Source organism: Amycolatopsis sp. NPDC049688 (genome assembly GCF_040674975.1).
Taxonomy (GTDB): domain Bacteria; phylum Actinomycetota; class Actinomycetes; order Mycobacteriales; family Pseudonocardiaceae; genus Amycolatopsis.
Window position 1 is genome coordinate 83,129 of sequence record NZ_JBFANY010000003.1, and the last position, 17,750, is coordinate 100,878.

The 17,750-nt window shown below is 73.1% G+C and carries 15 protein-coding genes; 7 read left to right on the forward strand and 8 right to left on the reverse strand.

Annotated elements, in window-relative coordinates:
- Nucleotides 1-16 precede the first annotated feature (16 nt).
- Both AB0J55_RS11515 and AB0J55_RS11520 read right to left on the reverse strand, forming a co-directional pair.
- A complete protein-coding gene (locus AB0J55_RS11515; protein ID WP_364246230.1) occupies nt 17-454 on the reverse strand; it encodes a roadblock/LC7 domain-containing protein in 438 nt (145 codons plus the stop codon).
- A complete protein-coding gene (locus AB0J55_RS11520) occupies nt 451-1,695 on the reverse strand; it encodes an ATP-binding protein (RefSeq protein WP_364246232.1) in 1,245 nt (414 codons plus the stop codon). Before AB0J55_RS11520 ends, AB0J55_RS11515 begins: the two co-directional genes overlap by 4 nt.
- A 362-nt stretch (nt 1,696-2,057) precedes the next feature.
- On the opposite strand from AB0J55_RS11520, the gene AB0J55_RS11525 reads away from it, so the two are divergent.
- From AB0J55_RS11525 to AB0J55_RS11540, 4 genes are read left to right on the forward strand one after another with little or no spacing between them, the layout of a single operon-like run.
- Nucleotides 2,058-2,723: a TetR/AcrR family transcriptional regulator gene (locus AB0J55_RS11525; RefSeq protein WP_364246235.1), complete on the forward strand. Its 666-nt coding sequence runs from the start codon at nt 2,058-2,060 to the stop codon at nt 2,721-2,723.
- Entirely contained in the window at nt 2,717-4,450 is a 1,734-nt protein-coding gene (locus AB0J55_RS11530) for an ABC transporter ATP-binding protein (RefSeq protein ID WP_364246238.1), read from the forward strand. The genes AB0J55_RS11525 and AB0J55_RS11530 overlap by 7 nt, the downstream gene beginning before the upstream one ends.
- Nucleotides 4,447-6,459: an ABC transporter ATP-binding protein gene (locus AB0J55_RS11535; RefSeq protein WP_364246240.1), complete on the forward strand. Its 2,013-nt coding sequence runs from the start codon at nt 4,447-4,449 to the stop codon at nt 6,457-6,459. Before AB0J55_RS11530 ends, AB0J55_RS11535 begins: the two co-directional genes overlap by 4 nt.
- 54 nt (nt 6,460-6,513) lie before the next feature.
- Entirely contained in the window at nt 6,514-7,581 is a 1,068-nt protein-coding gene (locus AB0J55_RS11540; RefSeq protein ID WP_364246243.1) for a DNA polymerase ligase N-terminal domain-containing protein, read from the forward strand.
- On the opposite strand, the gene AB0J55_RS11545 is transcribed toward AB0J55_RS11540, so the two are convergent.
- From AB0J55_RS11545 to AB0J55_RS11560, 4 genes are all read right to left on the reverse strand, one after another.
- Nucleotides 7,571-7,951: an SPW repeat protein gene (locus tag AB0J55_RS11545; RefSeq protein ID WP_364246246.1), complete on the reverse strand. Its 381-nt coding sequence runs from the start codon at nt 7,949-7,951 to the stop codon at nt 7,571-7,573. The genes AB0J55_RS11540 and AB0J55_RS11545 overlap by 11 nt on opposite strands.
- A 90-nt stretch (nt 7,952-8,041) precedes the next feature.
- Nucleotides 8,042-8,551, reverse strand: coding sequence for a hypothetical protein (locus AB0J55_RS11550; RefSeq protein WP_364246249.1), 510 nt, complete (start codon nt 8,549-8,551; stop codon nt 8,042-8,044).
- Nucleotides 8,552-8,642: 91 nt separating this feature from the next.
- Entirely contained in the window at nt 8,643-11,585 is a 2,943-nt protein-coding gene (locus AB0J55_RS11555; RefSeq protein ID WP_364246251.1) for a BTAD domain-containing putative transcriptional regulator, read from the reverse strand.
- 106 nt (nt 11,586-11,691) lie between these two features.
- Complete coding sequence (locus AB0J55_RS11560; RefSeq protein WP_364246254.1) at nt 11,692-12,396, reverse strand: DJ-1/PfpI family protein; 705 nt, start codon at nt 12,394-12,396, stop codon at nt 11,692-11,694.
- Nucleotides 12,397-12,495: 99 nt separating this feature from the next.
- Here AB0J55_RS11560 and AB0J55_RS11565 point away from each other — a divergent pair, with 99 nt between their 5' ends.
- Nucleotides 12,496-13,473 (forward strand): GlxA family transcriptional regulator, encoded by a 978-nt coding sequence (locus AB0J55_RS11565; RefSeq protein ID WP_364246257.1) that lies wholly within the window; start codon nt 12,496-12,498, stop codon nt 13,471-13,473.
- Between the two features lie 161 nt (nt 13,474-13,634).
- Nucleotides 13,635-15,443: a YibE/F family protein gene (locus AB0J55_RS11570; protein WP_364246259.1), complete on the forward strand. Its 1,809-nt coding sequence runs from the start codon at nt 13,635-13,637 to the stop codon at nt 15,441-15,443.
- On the opposite strand, the gene AB0J55_RS11575 is transcribed toward AB0J55_RS11570, so the two are convergent.
- On the reverse strand, nt 15,430-16,059 hold the full coding sequence (locus AB0J55_RS11575; protein WP_354809866.1) for a hypothetical protein: 630 nt from the start codon (nt 16,057-16,059) through the stop codon (nt 15,430-15,432). The genes AB0J55_RS11570 and AB0J55_RS11575 overlap by 14 nt on opposite strands.
- On the reverse strand, nt 16,056-16,628 hold the full coding sequence (locus AB0J55_RS11580) for an MBL fold metallo-hydrolase (RefSeq protein ID WP_364246261.1): 573 nt from the start codon (nt 16,626-16,628) through the stop codon (nt 16,056-16,058). The genes AB0J55_RS11575 and AB0J55_RS11580 overlap by 4 nt, the downstream gene beginning before the upstream one ends.
- Before the next feature lie 147 nt (nt 16,629-16,775).
- Between AB0J55_RS11580 and AB0J55_RS11585 the strand changes: the two genes are divergently transcribed.
- Nucleotides 16,776-17,651 (forward strand): peptidylprolyl isomerase, encoded by an 876-nt coding sequence (locus tag AB0J55_RS11585; RefSeq protein WP_364246264.1) that lies wholly within the window; start codon nt 16,776-16,778, stop codon nt 17,649-17,651.
- The last annotated feature ends 99 nt before the right edge of the window (nt 17,652-17,750 follow it).

Here is a 17,750-nt window from a genome sequence, read left to right on the forward strand (position 1 = left end):
CTGATCAGGCACGGTGTCACATCCGAGGCCGGCGCGCGGTCAGCACCTGCCGCAGCTCCGCGCGCACCTCGGGGGTGAGCGCGTGCCCGGCGTTGGTGATGAACTGGGTCATCTCGTAGGCGACCACCTTCATGTCCGCCTCGCCCGAGGTCAGCACCGCGAGCCCGGCACCGGATCCGATGCCCATGAACAGGAAGTAGCCGTGGGTGAGCCGGATGATGATCTGCTCGCAGCTGCCTTTCCCGAACAGCGCGGCGCTGTTGCCGGCCAGCGAGAGCAGGCCGCTGGCGATCGCGGCCAGCTGTTCGGCCTCGGCCTCGCCGACCGAGTCGGACGCGGTGAGCGGGAAGCCGTCCACGCTCATGATCAGCGCGTGGCTGACGCCGTGGACCTTCCGGACGAAGTCGTCGAGCAGCCAGGCGAAGTTCGCCGTGGCCGGGTGGGGCGCGCTCACCGGGTGGTTCCTCCGGGCGTCTCGTCCTGCCGGGTGCGGTGCTCGGCGAGCGCGGCCTGCTCGCCGTCGGCGAACGCGCCGAGGTCGGCGAGCAGTTGTTCGTGCCCGGCGGCGGTGTTTCCGGCCGGTGGTGGCGGGGGCGGTGGCGGTTCCGGTGCGGCCCCGCGGATGCTGCCGGGCACGCGGCGCGGCAGGCCGTTCGCCGTCGTCCCGCCGACGGTGCTCTCGACCGGACGGGGTCGCGGGCTGGGTTTGCGCGGGCCCGCCGGCTCCGGGGTCTCGCGGGGGAAGGTGCCGGCCCGGCGGCGCGGCAGCCCGCCCGCGGCAGCCGGCTCGCGGCCGCCCTTGACCGGTTCGATGGTGACGGTCCGGGTGCCCGACCAGGCGTGTTCGGCGAGCTCGGTCACGACGCCGCTCGGCAGCAGCACGGTGGCCACCGTGCCGTGCGGGCTGCGCCGGTCGAGCCGCACGGTGACGCCGTGCCGGGCGGCGAGGCGGGCGACCACGGCGAGGCCCATGTGCCGCGCCGAGGCGTCGTCGAGGTCGCCGCCCGCCGCGAGCCGCGCGTTGAGGTCGCCGACGCGGTCCGCGGGAATGCCGATGCCCTCGTCCTCGATCCGGACGAGCACGCTGCCCTGTTCGGTCAGGTGCGCGCTGACGTGCACCGGCGAGCTCGGCGAGGACTGGTTGGCGGCGTTGTCGAACAGCTCCGCCAGCACCCGTCCCAGGTCTTCGGCGGCGAAGCCGACGACGCCGAGGTTGACCACGCGGCCGATGGTGATCCGCGCGTAGTGGTTGATCGAGGACATCGCCTCGCGCATGAGGTCCAGCACCGACGTCGCGCGGGCGGTGTCGTCGGCGGTGTCCTGCCCGGCGAGCACGCGCAGGTTCTCGGCGTTGCGCCGCAGCCGCGTGGCGAGGTGGTCGAGCTGGTAGAGCTCGGCGAGGCGGTGGTGGTCCTCCTCCCCCGCCTCCAGCTCCTCCAGGCGCGCGAGGAGCTGGTCGAGCAGGTTCAGGTCCCGCAGGGCGACGCTGGCGCAGATCTCGGCCAGCACGCCTTCGCCGCCCGCCGCTGGAGCCGCCGGCGGCTCCAGCGGCGTCAGCTCCGCGATCGCCGGCCCGGCCGGGGGTGCGTACCCGGGGTGCTTCGGGGGCGCGGTGAGGAACTGCGCGGCGGCCACCCGCGAACGGTCCAGCAGGACGCGTGATCGATCCAGGAGTTCCCGGGCCCGGCTCGCCATGTGGTCCCACTTCTTCCTTGCTCAGGTGCACGAACGACGGTGCTGCGAACGACGGTGGCGCCGACCCCCGGCGGCGATGCGGGACATGCAAGCAGAAAGGTTCGTGGGATGTCCACAGCCGGTCCCCGCATGATCGCCCTGTGTGATCGCGATTTCGGAGCGTCGCCGCTGGTGAGCGCAGTGGATTAGGCCATTCGGTTCAATTTTGCAAATTGCGGGTCGCAACACTGCGCACACGGCCGGCGAACCCGCAGCTGAGGCAGGCCCTGGCCGCGAAACCGCAGGTGATGCCCGATTCGTCCCGAACTTGCGTGCCACGCAATTTTTTGCGTGGCACGCAAGTTTTTCGCTACACTCTGCACATGCCGCCGGAAGAACTCCCGAAGCTGACCCTGCGGGAGCGGAAGAAGCGCGAGGCCCGCCGGGCGCTCGCCCAGGCCGCGCTGCGGCTCACGCTGGAGCGGGGGCTGGAGAACGTCCGGGTGGAGGACATCGCCACCGAGGTGGGCGTCTCCCCCCGCACATTCAACAACTACTTCTCCAGCAAGGAGCAGGCGGTCTGCGCGGTCGTCGTCGACCGCCACGAGGGGATGCGCGAAGCCCTGCTCGCCCGGCCGGCGGGCGAGCCGCTCTGGGACTCGGTCAAGCACGCGGTGCTCGAGCAATATTCGCGTGATGGCGAGCCGGATCGCGCGTATGTTGCCCGTATCCGGGAGCTGATGGGCCAGCTCGCGCTGCGTGGGGAGTTCCTGAGAGCCCATGCGACGGTCGAGCAGGTCCTGGCCGAGACGATCGCGAAACGGGTGGGCGGTGTGGACCACCTGCTGTGCCGGCTGATGGCCTCCTCGGTGGAAAGCGCCGTCCGCGTCGCCTTCGTCAACTGGTTCACGAGCGAAGGCGAACTGCTCCTGCCGACCCTGGAGCGGTTGCTCGACGAGCTGGCCGCCGGGATGCCGACCCTGACCGGCGGCACCGAAGGAAAACCCGACCCGAACACCACCACTCCACTGGGGGAACCGTTGTGCTAGTCAAGCTCCTGCGCAGCCACCTGCGCCCGTACCGGGGCACGCTGTGGGTGATCGTCGCGCTCCAGCTGGTGCAGACGATCGCCATGCTCTACCTGCCGACGCTGAACGCCGACATCGTCGACAACGGCCTGATCAAGGGCGACATGGCCTACATCCTGCGGATCGGCGCGGTGATGCTCGCGGTCACGCTGGCCCAGATCGCCGGCTCGGTCGGCGCGGTCTACTTCGGCGCCCGCACGGCGATGGCGATCGGCCGCGACATCCGCGCCGGGGTCTTCCACCGGGTACAGGACTTCTCGGCGCGCGAGGTCGGCCAGTTCGGCACGCCGTCGCTGATCACCCGCACCACCAACGACGTCCAGCAGGTCCAGATGCTGGTGCTGATGACGCTGACGCTGATGGTCTCGGCGCCGATCATGTGCGTCGGCGGGATCATCCTGGCGCTGAACCTCGACGTGCCGCTGTCGTCGCTGCTGCTGGTGATCGTGCCCGTGCTCGCGGTCTCGGTCGGCCTGATCATCGCGAAGATGCGGCCGGCGTTCCGGCTGATGCAGGTCCGGATCGACCGGATCAACCAGATCCTGCGCGAGCAGATCATGGGCATCCGGGTCATCCGCGCGTTCGTGCGCGACAAGCACGAACGGCAGCGCTTCGACGTCGCCAACGACGAGCTGCTGACCGTCTCGCTGCGGGTCGGGCGGCTGATGGCCCTGATGTTCCCGATCGTGATGCTGGTGATGAACGTGTCCAGCGTCGCGGTGCTGTGGTTCGGCGGCCAGCGCATCGACTCCGGCAGCATGCAGATCGGGGCCATGACGGCGTTCCTGTCCTACCTGCTGCAGATCCTGATGGCCGTCATGATGGCCACGTTCATGTTCATGATGGTGCCGCGCGCCGAGGTCAGCGCCGAGCGGATCAGCGAGGTGCTGGACACCGAGTCGAGCGTGCGGCCGCCGGTGACGCCGATCCGCCCGGGCGCGGTGCACGGGCACCTGGAGCTGTCGGGGGTCGAATTCCGTTACCCCGGCGCGGAAAAGCCCGTCCTGTGCGACATCTCGCTGATCGGGCGGCCGGGTGAGACCACCGCCGTGATCGGCTCCACCGGCACCGGCAAGACGACCCTGCTCAACCTGATCCCCCGGCTGATGGACGCCACGGCCGGCACGGTGAAGGTCGACGGCGTCGACGTCCGCGACCTCGACCCGGCGGTGCTCGCCCGCGCGGTCGGGCTCGTGCCGCAGAAGCCGTACCTGTTCGCCGGCACGGTGGCGAGCAACCTGCGCTACGGCAACCCGGACGCCACCGACGAAGAGCTGTGGCACGCGCTGGAAGTGGCCCAGGGCAAGGACTTCGTCGAAGCGATGCCCGAAGGCCTCGAAGCGCCGATCGCCCAGGGCGGCACGAACGTCTCGGGCGGCCAGCGGCAGCGGCTCGCGATCGCCCGGATGCTGGTGCACAAACCGGAGATCTACCTGTTCGACGACTCGTTCTCGGCGCTGGACTACGCAACCGACGCGGCCCTGCGCCGCGCGCTGGTGTCGGAGACGAAGGACGCGACGGTGGTCATCGTCGCGCAGCGGGTCAGCACCATCCGGGGCGCCGACCGCATCATCGTCCTCGACGAGGGCCGGGTCGTCGGCACCGGTACCCACCACGAACTCATGGACACCAACGAAACCTACCGGGAGATCGTGCTGTCCCAGCTGACCGAGCAGGAGGCGGCATGAGCACCACGGAATCGCCGAAGACCGCCGTCACCGACGCCGGGGAACGGCCGACCGCGCAGCGGCACCGGAACACCGGGGCCGCGGCCGCCGGGCCGGGTGCCCGTTTCATGGGCGGTGGCGCGCCGCCGGAGAAGGCCCTGGACTTCAAGGGATCCCTCAAACGGCTGCTGCAGCTGCTGAGACCGCAACAGGTCGCGCTCGTCGCCGTCTTCGTGCTCGGCGCGGCCAGCGTCGCGCTGACCGTGATCGGGCCGAAGATCCTCGGCCAGGCCACCGACGCCATCCTCGCCGGCGTCCTCGGCAAGCAGGTGCCGCCGGGGGTCACCAAGGAGCAGATCGTCGCCGGCCTGCGGGCCCGCGGCGACGGCACGCTCGCCGACATCTACAGCCGGGTCGACCTGGTGCCCGGGGTCGGCATCGACTTCGACAAGGTCGGACAGATCCTGCTGACCGTGCTGGCACTGTTCGTCATCTCGTCGTTCCTCGGGCTGATCCAGGCCCGGCTGACGACGACCCTGGTGCAGCACGCGGTGTACCGGCTGCGCCAGGAGGTCGAGGAGAAGTTCGCGCGGCTGCCGCTGAAGTACTTCGACCGCCAGCCGCGCGGCGAGGTGCTCTCCCGCGTCACCAACGACATCGACAACCTGGCGATGTCCCTGCAGCAGACGCTGTCGCAGATCGTCTCGTCGCTGCTGACGGTGATCGGCGTGCTGATCATGATGTTCCTGATCTCGCCGCTGCTGGCCGCGATCGCGCTGCTCACGGTTCCGCTCTCGGCCGTCGTGGCGGCGAAGATCGGCAAGCGGGCGCAGCCGAACTTCATCAAGCAGTGGTCGACGACCGGGAAGCTCAACGCGCACGTCGAAGAGATGTACACCGGGCATTCGCTGGTCAAGGTGTTCGGCCGGCGCGACGAGTCCGCGGCGATCTTCGACAAGCAGAACGAAACACTCTACCAGGCGAGCTTCCGGGCGCAGTTCATCTCCGGGATGATCCAGCCGGCGATGATGTTCATCGGCAACCTCAGCTACGTGCTGGTGGCGGTGATCGGCGCGCTGCGCGTCGCGTCGGGCAGCCTCACGCTCGGCGAGGTGCAGGCGTTCATCCAGTACTCGCGCCAGTTCAGCCAGCCGGTGACGCAGATCGCCAGCATGGCGAACCTGCTGCAGTCCGGCGTCGCTTCGGCCGAGCGGGTGTTCGCGCTGCTCGACGCCGAGGAGCAGGGCCCGGAGCCGTCGGACCCGCAGCGGCCGTCGCCGGTGCGCGGCCGCGTCGAGTTCCAGGACGTCTCCTTCCGCTACCTGCCGGACAAGCCGCTGATCGACGACCTTTCGCTGACTGTCGAACCCGGGCAGACGGTGGCGATCGTCGGCCCGACCGGAGCGGGGAAGACGACGCTGGTCAACCTGCTCATGCGGTTCTACGAGCTCGACAGCGGGCGGATCACGCTCGACGGCGTCGACATCGCGAAGATGAACCGCGAGGAGCTGCGGGACCAGACCGGCATGGTGCTGCAGGACGCGTGGCTGTTCGGCGGCACGATCGCGGAGAACATCGCCTACGGTGCGGACGACCCCAGCCGCGAGGACATCGTCCAAGCGGCACAGGCGACCTACGTCGACCGCTTCGTCCGCACCCTGCCGGACGGCTACGACACGGTGCTCGACGACGAGGGCGGCACGGTCAGCGCGGGTGAGAAGCAGCTGATCACGGTGGCGCGGGCGTTCCTGGCCAAGCCGATCATCCTCATCCTGGACGAGGCGACCAGCTCCGTCGACACCCGCACCGAGGTGCTCATCCAGCGGGCGATGAACGAGCTGCGCAGCGGCCGCACGAGTTTCGTCATCGCGCACCGCCTGTCGACCATCCGCGACGCCGACGTGATCCTGGTGATGGAGCACGGGCGGATCGTCGAGCACGGCGACCACGAAACACTGCTGCACAGCGGTGGTGCGTACGCGCGGCTGTACGCGGCGCAGTTCGCCGAAGCGATGGCGGAGACCGACTGAGGGTTCGCCCCGGTACCCTGGACGCTCTGGAGCGGAAGGGGTACTGGGGCACCCATGGCGGACAGACTCGAGGAATACCGCGGCAAGCGGGCCCGCGACCGCACCTCCGAACCCTGGCCGGACGGCCCGCCCGTCCCCGGCGGCAACGACCTCTTCGTCATCCAGGAACACCACGCCACCCGGCTGCACTGGGACTTCCGGCTGGAACGCGACGGCGTGCTCGTCTCGTGGGCGGTGCCGAAGGGCCTGCCGCTCTCCCCCGGCGTGCCGCGCCTGGCGGTGCACACCGAAGACCACCCCATGGAGTACCTGACCTTCTCCGGCGAGATCCCGGCCGGCGAGTACGGCGGCGGCCGGATGACCGTGTGGGACACCGGGAAGTACGAAACCCTGCACTGGAACGACCACAAGGTCGAGGTGGTCTTCCACGGCGAACGCGCGCGCGGCAAGTACCTGTTCACCAACCGGCACGACGAGGACGACCGCGACTGGACGCTGCGGCGCCTCGACCCGGCCGAACCCGGTCACGAAGACGCGCCGGAGTTCCTGGAGCCGATGACGGCGGTGCCCGGCGAACTGCCCGCGGACGACGACGAGTGGGCCTACGAATTCGCCTGGGGCGGCCTGCGCACGATGCTGCTGGTCTGCGGCGGCCGCGTGACCGCGCACGACGAGACGGGCGCCGACGTCACGGGCCGGTACCCCGAACTGCACAAGCTCGGCGAGCAGCTCGGGTCGACGGAAGTGCTGCTGGACGGCGAAGTCGTCGTGGTGAAGGACGGCAAGCCGTACCCGGACGGCCTCGAAGAACGCCGCCGGGCCGACGGCGCGGCCGCCAAACGGCTCAAGGCCAGCTGCCCGGTCTTCTACTTCGCGTCCGACGTCCTGCACCTCGACGGCCGGGCGACGCTGGACCTGCCGTACACGAAACGCCGGGAACTCCTCGACGGCCTGGCGGTCGAGGACCGGCACTGGCAGGTGCCGCGGTACTACCTCGGCGGCGGCGAGGCCGTTTCCGGGGCCAGCCGCCAGCACGGCCTCCCCGGCATCGTCGCGAAGCGGGCGGACAGCCCGTACCGCCCGGGCGGCGGCCCGGGCGACTGGCTGCTGATCAGGAACTGACGCGGCGGGCCAGCGCCACGCCCGCCACGACGACCACCAGGCCGGCCGCGACGTTGCCGACGAGGGCACCCGTCGACGGCGCCGTCTCCCCGGCGTGCCGCAGCAGCCACGGCGAGATCGCGGCCCACGCCCCGAGGACCGGGACCACCCAGCCGATCAGGGCGAGCCGCCGGGTCGCGGTGCGGGCGATCGCCAGCGCGATCAGGACCAGGCCGACGAGCGTGTCGCTCAGCGCGAGGACGCCCGCGCCGCCGAACCCGGTGATCCACGGGGCCATGACCAGGTACAACCCGGCCAGCAGGACGAGACCGGCCGCCGCGCCGACCATCGCGGTGCGGTGCCGGGTGGCGGGGGTGCCGGTGGATGTCATTTTCCCACCTCCGCCCGGAGGGGTACCCGGCCGCCGCGGCCGGTAACCGGGCCTGCCCGCTGCCCTCGGAGCAGGCAGGCCCGGCCCCGCTCAGCAGCCGCAGGTGTAGTACGTGATGTCCCAGTGGTTTCCTTCGTCGCAGTAGAGGTTGCCGGAGCCCGCCTTCCACTGCGGGTAACCGTCGCCGCGCAGGCCGATGTAGCCGAAGCTGTTCTTGATGTAGGCGTCGATGCAGCTGTTGTGCGAGATGTCCACCTTGTAGCCGTTCCAGTGGCTGTAGGTGCCGGACGCGTGCCCGGTTTCGGTGCCGCCGGTGATGTTGACGGCGCACCCGCTGGCCCGCTTCAGCGTGATGACCCCGCTGACCGTGCTCTGGTTGATCTGCTCGTAGGACGTGCACGTCGAGTTGTTGCGGTCGGTGCAGCCGCCGCTCGACGAGTGCGTCACCCCGGCCGCCGACAGCTGCGACGCGGCCTGCGCCTGGGTGAGCTTGGTGACCTCGACGGTCGCCGACGCGGTGCCGATGGTGGCGAACACCGCCGTCGCGGCGGACGCGGCCAGCCCCAGTGCCACCCGCGCCAGCATCCGTTGTCCCCGCATGCGTTGTCTCCCTCGTAAGCCGATCCGGACACCCGCGAGCCAAATCGGGGCGGCCATAACTTCGCCAAACGAGACCGCCGCGCGCCGGGGGTCAGGTTTTGATCTTCGTCAAGACTTCACGAGTCCGGTCGCGGTCCGCGGCGGCACCGGTGACGGCGGTGAGTTCGCGTAGCGCCCGCAGCTCCCACAGCGGGAACCCCAGCTCCCGGAACAACCCGGCCGAGGTGCGCAGCAGCCGCGCCGCCTCCGCGGTGGCGCCGTCGCCTGCCTGCGTCCGCCCCAGGCCGAGCAGGGCGTACCCGGCTCCGCGGCGGTCTCGCAGCTCGCGGAACACGCCCAGCGCGACGAGCAGGTGCCGCCGTGCGCCCGCCGGGTCGCCCGCGCGGCGGCGGGCTTCGGCGAGGCTGCGGTGGGTGTAGGCGGCCGCGTGCCGGTGCCCGATCTGCTCGAACAGCGCCAGCGACCGCGTCAGGAAGTGCTGCCCGTCGGCGAGTTCGCCGGCGTCGGTGTGCAGGTCGCCGAGGCTGCGCAGCACGTGCGCCTCCCAGTGCCGCTCGCGGGTGCGGACGGCCCCGCCGAGCGCGCCGGTCAGCAGGTCGGCCGCCCGGTCGTGGCCGCCGTGGCGGCGCAGGACGTCGGCGTAGCGCTTCGCGGCCTGGTCGTGCCCCCGGCCGTCGTCGCAGTCCCGGGCGAGCAGCATGCTCATCTCGAAGCTTTCGACCGCGCGCCGGACGTCGCCGACGTCTTCGGCCAGGGAGCCCAGCTGCGCCGCCACGGCCGCCTGCCCGCGGCGGTCCCCGCACGCGCGCAGCAGCCCGAGGGCTTCCCGGAGCTCGGCCTCGGCGGCCCGCGGGTCACCGCCGTCGAGGTGGACGTCGGCGAGCGCGGCCAGCACCGCGCCGGTGCCCCGCGGGTCGTCCAGCGCGCGGTAGCGGTGCTCGGCCATGACGAAGTAGTTCTGCGCCCGGTACCAGTGGCCGTGCTGCGAATGCACGGCGCCGAGGTGGTGGAGCTTCTCGGCCTCCGCGCGCGGGTCGCGGCGGCGGCGGGCCGCGGCCAGCCCCAGCACCGAGACGGCGCGGGCGGCGTGGCCGAGCCACGGCGTGCCCGCCAGCTCGGTGCAGGCGTCGGCGAGCCGTTCGGTCAGGTCGTGCCAGCCGTGCCCGCCCGCCAGCCGCGCGGCGGCCGCGAGGTGGGCGGCTTCCCCGGCCGGGTCGGCCGCGATCCGGCGGGCGACCGCCGGATCCGGCTTGGGCAGGCCGGGTGCCGGGCGGCCGCGGGCGTGTTCGGCGTACGCGAGGGCGGCCTCGCAGGCCCGGCGCAGCGCGGCCCGGTCGGTCTCCCCCGGGTTTTCGGCGTTGTCGGCCAGTACCAGCCGCACGAACGGGGGCACCGCCCACCGCGGCCCGGCGGGGTCCAGCAGGTGGGCGGCGGCCAGGTCGTCGAGCCGGTCGCGGGCCGCGTCGAGGGGCCGGTCGAGCAGGGCCGCCGCGCACCAGTCCGGGACGGCGGTGCCGAACGCGGCGAGCAGCCTCAGCAGCGGCACCTCGGCACCGCGCAGCGCCGACGTCACCGTGGCACGGACGCTGAGGTCGCCGGCGGTCAGCTCGTCGAGCCGGCGGCGGTCGTCGGCCAGGCGCGCGGCGAGGTCGGCGACGCGCCGGCCCGGCCGGCCCGCGAGCTTCACCCCGGCGATCCGGACGGCGAGCGCAAGCCCGGCGCAGTGACCGAGAAGCCGTTGCGCCGCCTCGGGTTCCGCCTCCAGGCGCGGCTCCCCCACGATCGCCGCGAGCAGCGCCCAGGAGTCCTCAGTGGACAGTGCAGGCACCGGGACGGCCCGTGCCCCGCACAGCCCGGGCAGTTCCCGGCGCGCGGTGACGAGCGTGGCGCAGCCCGGCCCGCTCGGCAGCAGGGCCCGCACCTGGGCCTCGGATCCGGCGTCTTCGAGCAGCACCAGCAGCCGCCGGTCGGCGGTGTAGCCGCGCCAGAGCCCGGGCAGGCCGGCGCGGTCGGCCAGTTCCGCCGGGGTCGCGCCCAGGCGGCGCAGGAACCCGGTCAGCACGGCCGCCGGATCGGCCGGCGTCCCGTCTTCGGCGCGCAGCGAGGCGGTCAGCTGGCCGTCGGGGAACCGGCGGCGGGCCCGCCAGGCGGCCTGGACCGCCAGCGCGGACTTGCCGGCCCCGGCGGCGCCGTGCAGCACGACCGGGGCCGGGCCCCGCAGCGCGCGGGCGAGCTCGGCGAGTTCGGCCGCGCGCCCGGTGAAGTCGGGCACCGCCGGCGGGAGCTGGGCGGGCGGCCCCGGCGTCGTCCATTCGGTGCCGGCGATCCGGCGGTACACCGCGGTGAGGTCGGCGCCCGGCCACACGCCCGCCTCGTCCCACAGCGCCCGCCGCGTCCGGCGGAGCACCTCCAGCGCCGATCCGCGGCGGCCGACGGCACCGAGCGCGGCGGCGAGCCGCGCGGCGAACACCTCGTCCGCGGGCCGCGCCGCGACCACCGGGTCGAGCCGCTCGACCACGGACCGGCCGTCGCCGTCGGCCAGTTCGAGCTCGACCAGCTGCAGCAGCGCCGCCGAGCGCCGGTCCGCCAGCCACAGCTTGTGCGCCTCCAGCAGCGGGCCGCCCGGGACGTCGGCGAACGCGTCGCCGCGCCAGCACGCGAGGGCCCGTTCGAGCGCGCGCCGGCGTTGCGCCCGGTCGTCGGCCCCCGAGGACAGCAGGGCCAGGAAGTCGTCCGCGTCCAGCTCCCCCGGCTCGAGGGTCAGCGCGTAGCCGCGCGGCCCGGACCGCAGCCGCTGCCCGGCCTCGGCGGCCCCGAGGCCGGGCGAGAGCGTCTTGCGCAGCTTCGACACGGTGACCTGGACGATCGCCGCGGCGCTCGGCGGCGCGCCGTCCGGCCACAGTTCGTCGACCAGCGTGTCGCGGCCGACGAACCGGCCGGCCCGGGCGAGGAGGACGGCGAGCAGCCGCCGCGGCTGGGCCGCCGACGGCAGCGGGACGGAGGCCGCCAACGGGCCGAGGACCTGGAACCGCACGGCTACCACACCCCACCCGCGAGATCACCTGATCGAGCGAGGTGAATCTAACCGTCCGGCGGGCCGGCGGAACCCCGCTCACCCGGATGGCCGACGACGTTCGTCCTCACGCGTGCGAAAGCAGTTTCGCCAGCAGATCGGGGTGCTGCGCCAGTCCTTCGCGCAGGGTGTGCTCGCGCAACGGCTTCAGGTCGCCGTACGGCTGGTTCTCCCAGTCCAGGCCACCCTGCGGCGGTTCGGGGTCGTACTCGATGGCGAACTGGATGTTCTTCGCGACCTGCGGCCCGGCCAGCCGTTCGGCCAGGTGCAGCGCCAGGTCGATGCCCGCCGAGACGCCGGCCGCGGTGATCACCGGGCCGTCCTCGACCCACCGCCGCGCGACCGGCGTCGCGCCGAGGCCGGGCAGGAGGTCGCGGAACATCCAGTGCGTCGTCGCCTGCCTGCCGTCCAGGAGGCCGGCGGCGCCGAGGACGAGCGATCCAGTGCAGACCGACGTCACGAGCTCGGCGCTCCCCGCCGCGGTGCGCAGCCAGGCGAGGAGCCGCTCGTCGGCCATCGCGTGCAGGGTCGGGACGGTCCCGCCGGGCACCAGCACGGCGAAGGGGTGCGGGACCTCGTCGAAGGTGTGGCCGGGCGCGATCCGCAGCGGGGTGTCCGTGCCGACGGTGTCCTTGGTCGCCCCGACGACGACGGTCCGGTAGCGCGGGTCCATCTGGGCGAGGGCGCTCAGCACCTGCAGGGGGCCCACGAGGTCCAGCGGGGTGAGGCCGGGGTACACGACGAAGGCGATGGTCTTGCGGTCATCGGTCATGCCGTTCACGGTGGCGCCCGCGCGGGACGCGGGCGGGGCGGATGTCCGGATTCCTGCGAACCACGTCCGAGCGCCAGTCCCGGCTGCTAGCGTGCGATCATGCCAGGCTCACCCAGACGGGTCGCGATCGTCGGATACGCCGACGCCGAGCTGCTGGACATCGCCTGCCCCGCCGACGTGTTCGACGCCGCGAACCGGCTCGGCGCGCGCCCGCCGTACGAGCTCCAGCTCGCCTCGGTCGACGGCCACGGCATCCGCACCGGTTCCGGCCTGACGCTGCAGCCGCACCTGCGGCTCGACCAGGTCGCCGGCGACCTCGACACGCTCGTCGTCGCGGGCGGCTGGGGCAGCACGGCCGCGGCGGCCGACGAGCGCGTCCTGGCCCACGTCCGGCGGCTCGCCCGGTCCAGCCGCCGGATCGCGTCGGTGTGCACGGGCGCGGAGGTGCTGGCCGCGGCGGGGCTGCTGAACGGCCGCCGCGCGACGACGCACTGGCGGTACGCGGCGCGCCTGGCCCGGGACTACCCGTCCGTGACGGTGGACCCGGTGCCGCTGTACGTCCGGCACGGCAACGTCTACACGGCGGCGGGCGTGACGAGCGGGCTGGACCTGACGCTGTCCCTGGTGGAGGCCGACCACGGGCCGTCATTGGCCCGTGAGGCGGCCCGCGCGCTGGTCACGTACCTGCAGCGGCCGGGCAACCAGGCCCAGGTGAGCATGTTCCTGACCGGGCCGCCGCCGGAGCACCGCGAGGTCCGCGACCTGACGGCCTACATCGCCGAGCACCTCGACGCCGACCTCGGCACCCCGGCCCTGGCGGCCCGGGCGGGGATCAGCACCCGCCAGCTGACCCGGCTGTTCGACGCCCACCTGGGCACGACCCCCGGCCGGTACGTCCGCACGATCCGCACCGAGCAGGCGGCCCGCCTGCTGTCCGGCACCGACCTCCCGCTGGCGACGATCGCCCGCCGCTGCGGCTTCGGCTCGACGGAGACGCTGCGCCAGGCCTTCCTCGACCACTTCGACACGCCACCGTCGGCCTACCGCCGCGTCCACGTCCGCCAGGCCTACGGCTGATGCCCCGCTGATCACGCGCGATGCCCTCCCGATCACGCGAGATGCCCCTCCGATCACGCGGGTCACGCGCCTGATCACGTGAGTTCGGGCGAAGGCGGGAGGAACCGGGCGGCGGGGCGGCCCGTTGCGGGCACGGGGAAACCCGCTGTCAGGATGTGCGGGTGGACCGCCCTGACCTCGACGACGACGAAACCGGCCCGATCCGCCGGATCACGGACGAGGTGTCCCTTTCGCCGGGCCACGGTGAGTCCGGAACGCCGGGTACGCCCCGGAAACCCGCCCGCCGGACCCCGGCCGAGGGCACCCGCCGCGCAGCCGACCCGGCTCGCCGGCGCACGGACACCGGCCCGCAGCGGGTGCCGGCCGGGACGAACGGCGCCCGGCGCCCCGACACCGGGCCGCAGCGAGTTCCCGCCGACGGCACCCGCGCCCGCCGGGGAGACACCGGACCGCAGCCGGCCTCGGCCGGCCACGACCGCACGGGCCGCCGGGGTGACACGGGACCCCAGCGCATCCCCGCCGGAAGCGACCGCGCCACACGCCGGGACACCGGACAGCAGCCGGTCCCCGCCGACAGCGACCGAGGGAGCCGCCGAGGCAGTCTCGCCGACACCGGCCGCGCAGGCCGCCGGGGAGACACCGGCCCCCAGCCGGTCCCCGCCGAAGGCGACCGCACGGCCCGCGGCGACACCGGACCCCAGCGCGTCCGGCGCCCAACCCCGGCCGCCCCGGAAACCGGCCACGGGCACGGCCATGGGCACGGCCACGGCCCCGCCGCCCCGGCCTCCCGCCGGGTCCGGCTTCTCCTGATCTGGCTGCTCGCCCCGCTCGCCCTCGCCACCGTCGTCGGCATGGTCGTCCTCTACCCCTGGGGCAAGGCCTCGCCCACCAGCGTCGTCCCGCAGGGCACCCCCGTGCACGCCGACATCCGCACCACCACCACCGGGCCCTGCCTCGCGCAGGGGCAGGTGCAGGTCGGCGACCAGTCCGATCCGAACGCGAAACCCTGCCTGACCGTCGAGCTCGCCATGACCGACGGCCCCGCCGCCGGGAAGCCGCTCAAGCTGACCGTGCCGATCGAGCCCAGCACCCCGCGGTTCGCCGCCGGGGACGCCGTCGTGCTCGCCTACAACAACGGCAACCCCGGCGATCCCGCCAGTTTCCAGCTCGTCGACTTCCAGCGCGGGACCCCGCTGCTCGTGCTGGCCGCGCTCTTCGCCGTCGCGGTGCTCGTGCTCGGGCGGTGGCAGGGCGTCGCCGCGCTCGTCGCGCTCGGCCTGTCGTTCGTCGTCATCGCGCTGTTCGTCCTCCCGGCCATCCTCGCCGGCGAGAACCCGCTGGTGGTGGCCATCGCCGGGGCCGGCGCGATCATGTTCATCGCGCTCTACCTCACCCACGGGCTGTCCGCGAGAACGTCCGCCGCCGTGCTCGGCACGCTCGTCAGCCTCGCCCTCATCGGCGTCCTGTCCGCGATCTTCTCCGCCGCGGCGTCGCTGACCGGGCTCGACGACAGCACGTCGACCCTGATCGGCTCCCTGGGCCACGGCATCGACGCGCGCGGGCTGCTGCTGGCCGGCGTCGTGATCGGGGCGCTCGGCGTGCTCGACGACGTGACCGTCACCCAGACCAGCGCGGTCTGGGAGCTGCGCCGCGCCAACCCGGACCTGACCTGGCGCGAGCTGTACCACTCGGGCCTGCGGATCGGCCGCGACCACGTCGGTTCGGCGGTCAACACGCTCGTCATGGCCTACGCCGGGGCCGCGCTGCCGGTGCTGCTGTACTCGTCGATCTCCGGCGTCGGGCTCGGCGCGCTGCTGGGCAGCGAGGACATCGCGCAGGAGATCATCCGCACGCTCGCGGGCAGCGTCGGCATCGTCGCGGCCGTCCCGGTGACCACCGTCCTGGCCGCCCTGATCGCCTCCCGCGAGCCCGCCGGGCACCTCGCCGCCGGGAAGCTCAGTCCAGCGTAGCCACGAACCGGCTGACCGCCTCCATCGTGAACCGCTGGACGTACTTGCCCGACGGCGCCACCGACGCCAGCCGGTAGAGCGGGCGCTCGGCCACGCCCGCGCCGCGCGCCTCGGCCTTGAGCTCGGCCACCAGCAGCTCGCCGAACACCAGGCCGTTCGCCTCCGTGTTGTTCATCAGCGCGTTCGCGAGCTTCCGCAGCTGCAGGATGCCCAGCTCGCGCCCGCCCGTGCCGGAGAACACCGCGAGGTCGACCTTCGCGACCTTCCCCCGCTGCCCCGCGTTGACCAGCAGGCTCACCGTGCGGCTGCCCCGGACGTCGCCGACGACGAGGTCGAGGCGGGTCGCCGTGACCAGGTCGACCCGGCGCAGGCCCCAGGTGCGCACGAGCAGCGTCGAACCCTCCAGCCAGACGCGGCGGCGGATGCTGACCGCCATCACGTACAGCAGCGGCAGCGCGATCACCAGCGCGACGACCAAGCCGGTCACCGTGCCGCCGATCAGGCCGGCGATCCCGCCGAACGCCGCCGCGACGATCACCACGCCGATCAGGCCCGAGATCCCGCGGCGACGGCGGCCGCGGGGGTCCTCCTCGAACAGCGCCACGCGTTCGGTCACCGGCCGGCCCCCGTCCCGGCGAGGAACGGGTTGCCCGCGCGTTCCCGGCCGATCGTCGTCGCCGGGCCGTGGCCCGGCAGCACCACCGTGTCGTCCGGGAAACCGGCCAGCAGGCTCCGCAACGCCTCCCCCACGTCCCCGCGGCCGACCGAGCCGGCGAACAGCGTGTCGCCGGTCAGCGCGAGCCGCCCGCCTTCCGGCGTCTCCAGCGCGATCACCACCGATCCCGGGGTGTGGCCCGGCACGTGCCGGACGTCGACGTCCAGACCCGCGTACGCGCCCGGCGCAAGGGGCACGCTGTCGCCGTCGTGGAGGTCCGCGTCGGCCGGGTGCAGGTGCAGCGGGACACCGTGCTCGGCCGACAGCGCGGCGGCCGAGGCCACGTGGTCCGGGTGCCCGTGTGTGGCCAGCAAAGCGGCCGGGACCAGCCGGTGTTCGGCGAGCGCGGCGCCCAGCGGCGCGGCCACCTCCTGCCCCGGATCGACGACCACGCACGGCCCGCCGGCGGCCGCCGCCAGCAGGTAGCAGTTGGCCTGCAGCGGGCCGCTGCCGAACCCGACGACGAGCACCGAACGCCTCCAGCACCTCCGCGCCCGACGGCGCCGATCACGATCGGGTTGAGACTAGCGGGCCCTGTACATGGTCCTCACAGGCTGTGCCCATACACTGCCGCTACCTCAAACGTGTGAGACGAGCGGAAACCTGGAGGGTACGGGGTGGCGACCAACCAGCAGCGCCGCGAAGCTGCGAAGCGCAAGCTCGAGCGTCAGCTCGAGCGCCGATTGGAGCAGCAGAAGCGACGCCGGATGATCGGGGCTGGTGTAGTCGGCGTGGCCGTCCTCGTCGTCGCCGGTGTCGTGGTGTGGATCGTGAGCGCGAACAGCGGCGACGGCACCGACACGGCGGCGTCGTCGTCCTCGGCCGCGCCGCCGCCCACCGACCTCCAGATCCCGACGCAGCGCACCGCGCTGCCGAAGCGGGCGACGGCGCTGCCGAACCCGACGACGTGCGACTTCAAGGCCGACACGACGGGCAAGGCGCCGAAGAAGGTGAACCTGCCCGACGGCAAGAACGTCCCGTCGACCGGCACGGTGAACGTGACGCTCAAGAGCACCGCGGGCGACATCCCGCTGACGCTCGACCGGGCGCTCGCCCCCTGCGCGGTGCAGAGCTTCGTCAGCCTGGCCAAGCAGAACTTCTACAACGACACCATGTGCCACCGGCTCGGCACCGAGGGCCTGCAGATGCTGCAGTGCGGTGACCCGTCGGCCACCGGCGACCCGACCCAGGACGGCCAGGGCGGCCCGGGCTACACGATGCCGGACGAGGCGTTCCCGGAGATCAAGTACGGCCGCGGCATCCTCGCGATGGCGAAGACGCAGGCCCCGAACTCCGGCGGCAGCCAGTTCTTCATGGTCTACGGCAACGCCGACGGCCTCCCGGCGGACTACTCGGTGTTCGGCAGCATCAGCGACGAGGGCCTCAAGGTGCTCGACGCGGTGGCGAAGGCGGGCATCGCGAACCCGAACCCGCAGGACGGCACCGGAGCGCCGACCAAGCAGGTCAAGTTCACCGGCGTCACCGTCTCCTAGCACCGCACGTCCACGAAGCCCGCCAGGCCCCGCCTGGCGGGCTTCGTGCTGCCGCGGGGAAGGCAAGATCTGAACCGCGTCCGCACCGGCCCCGTGTAG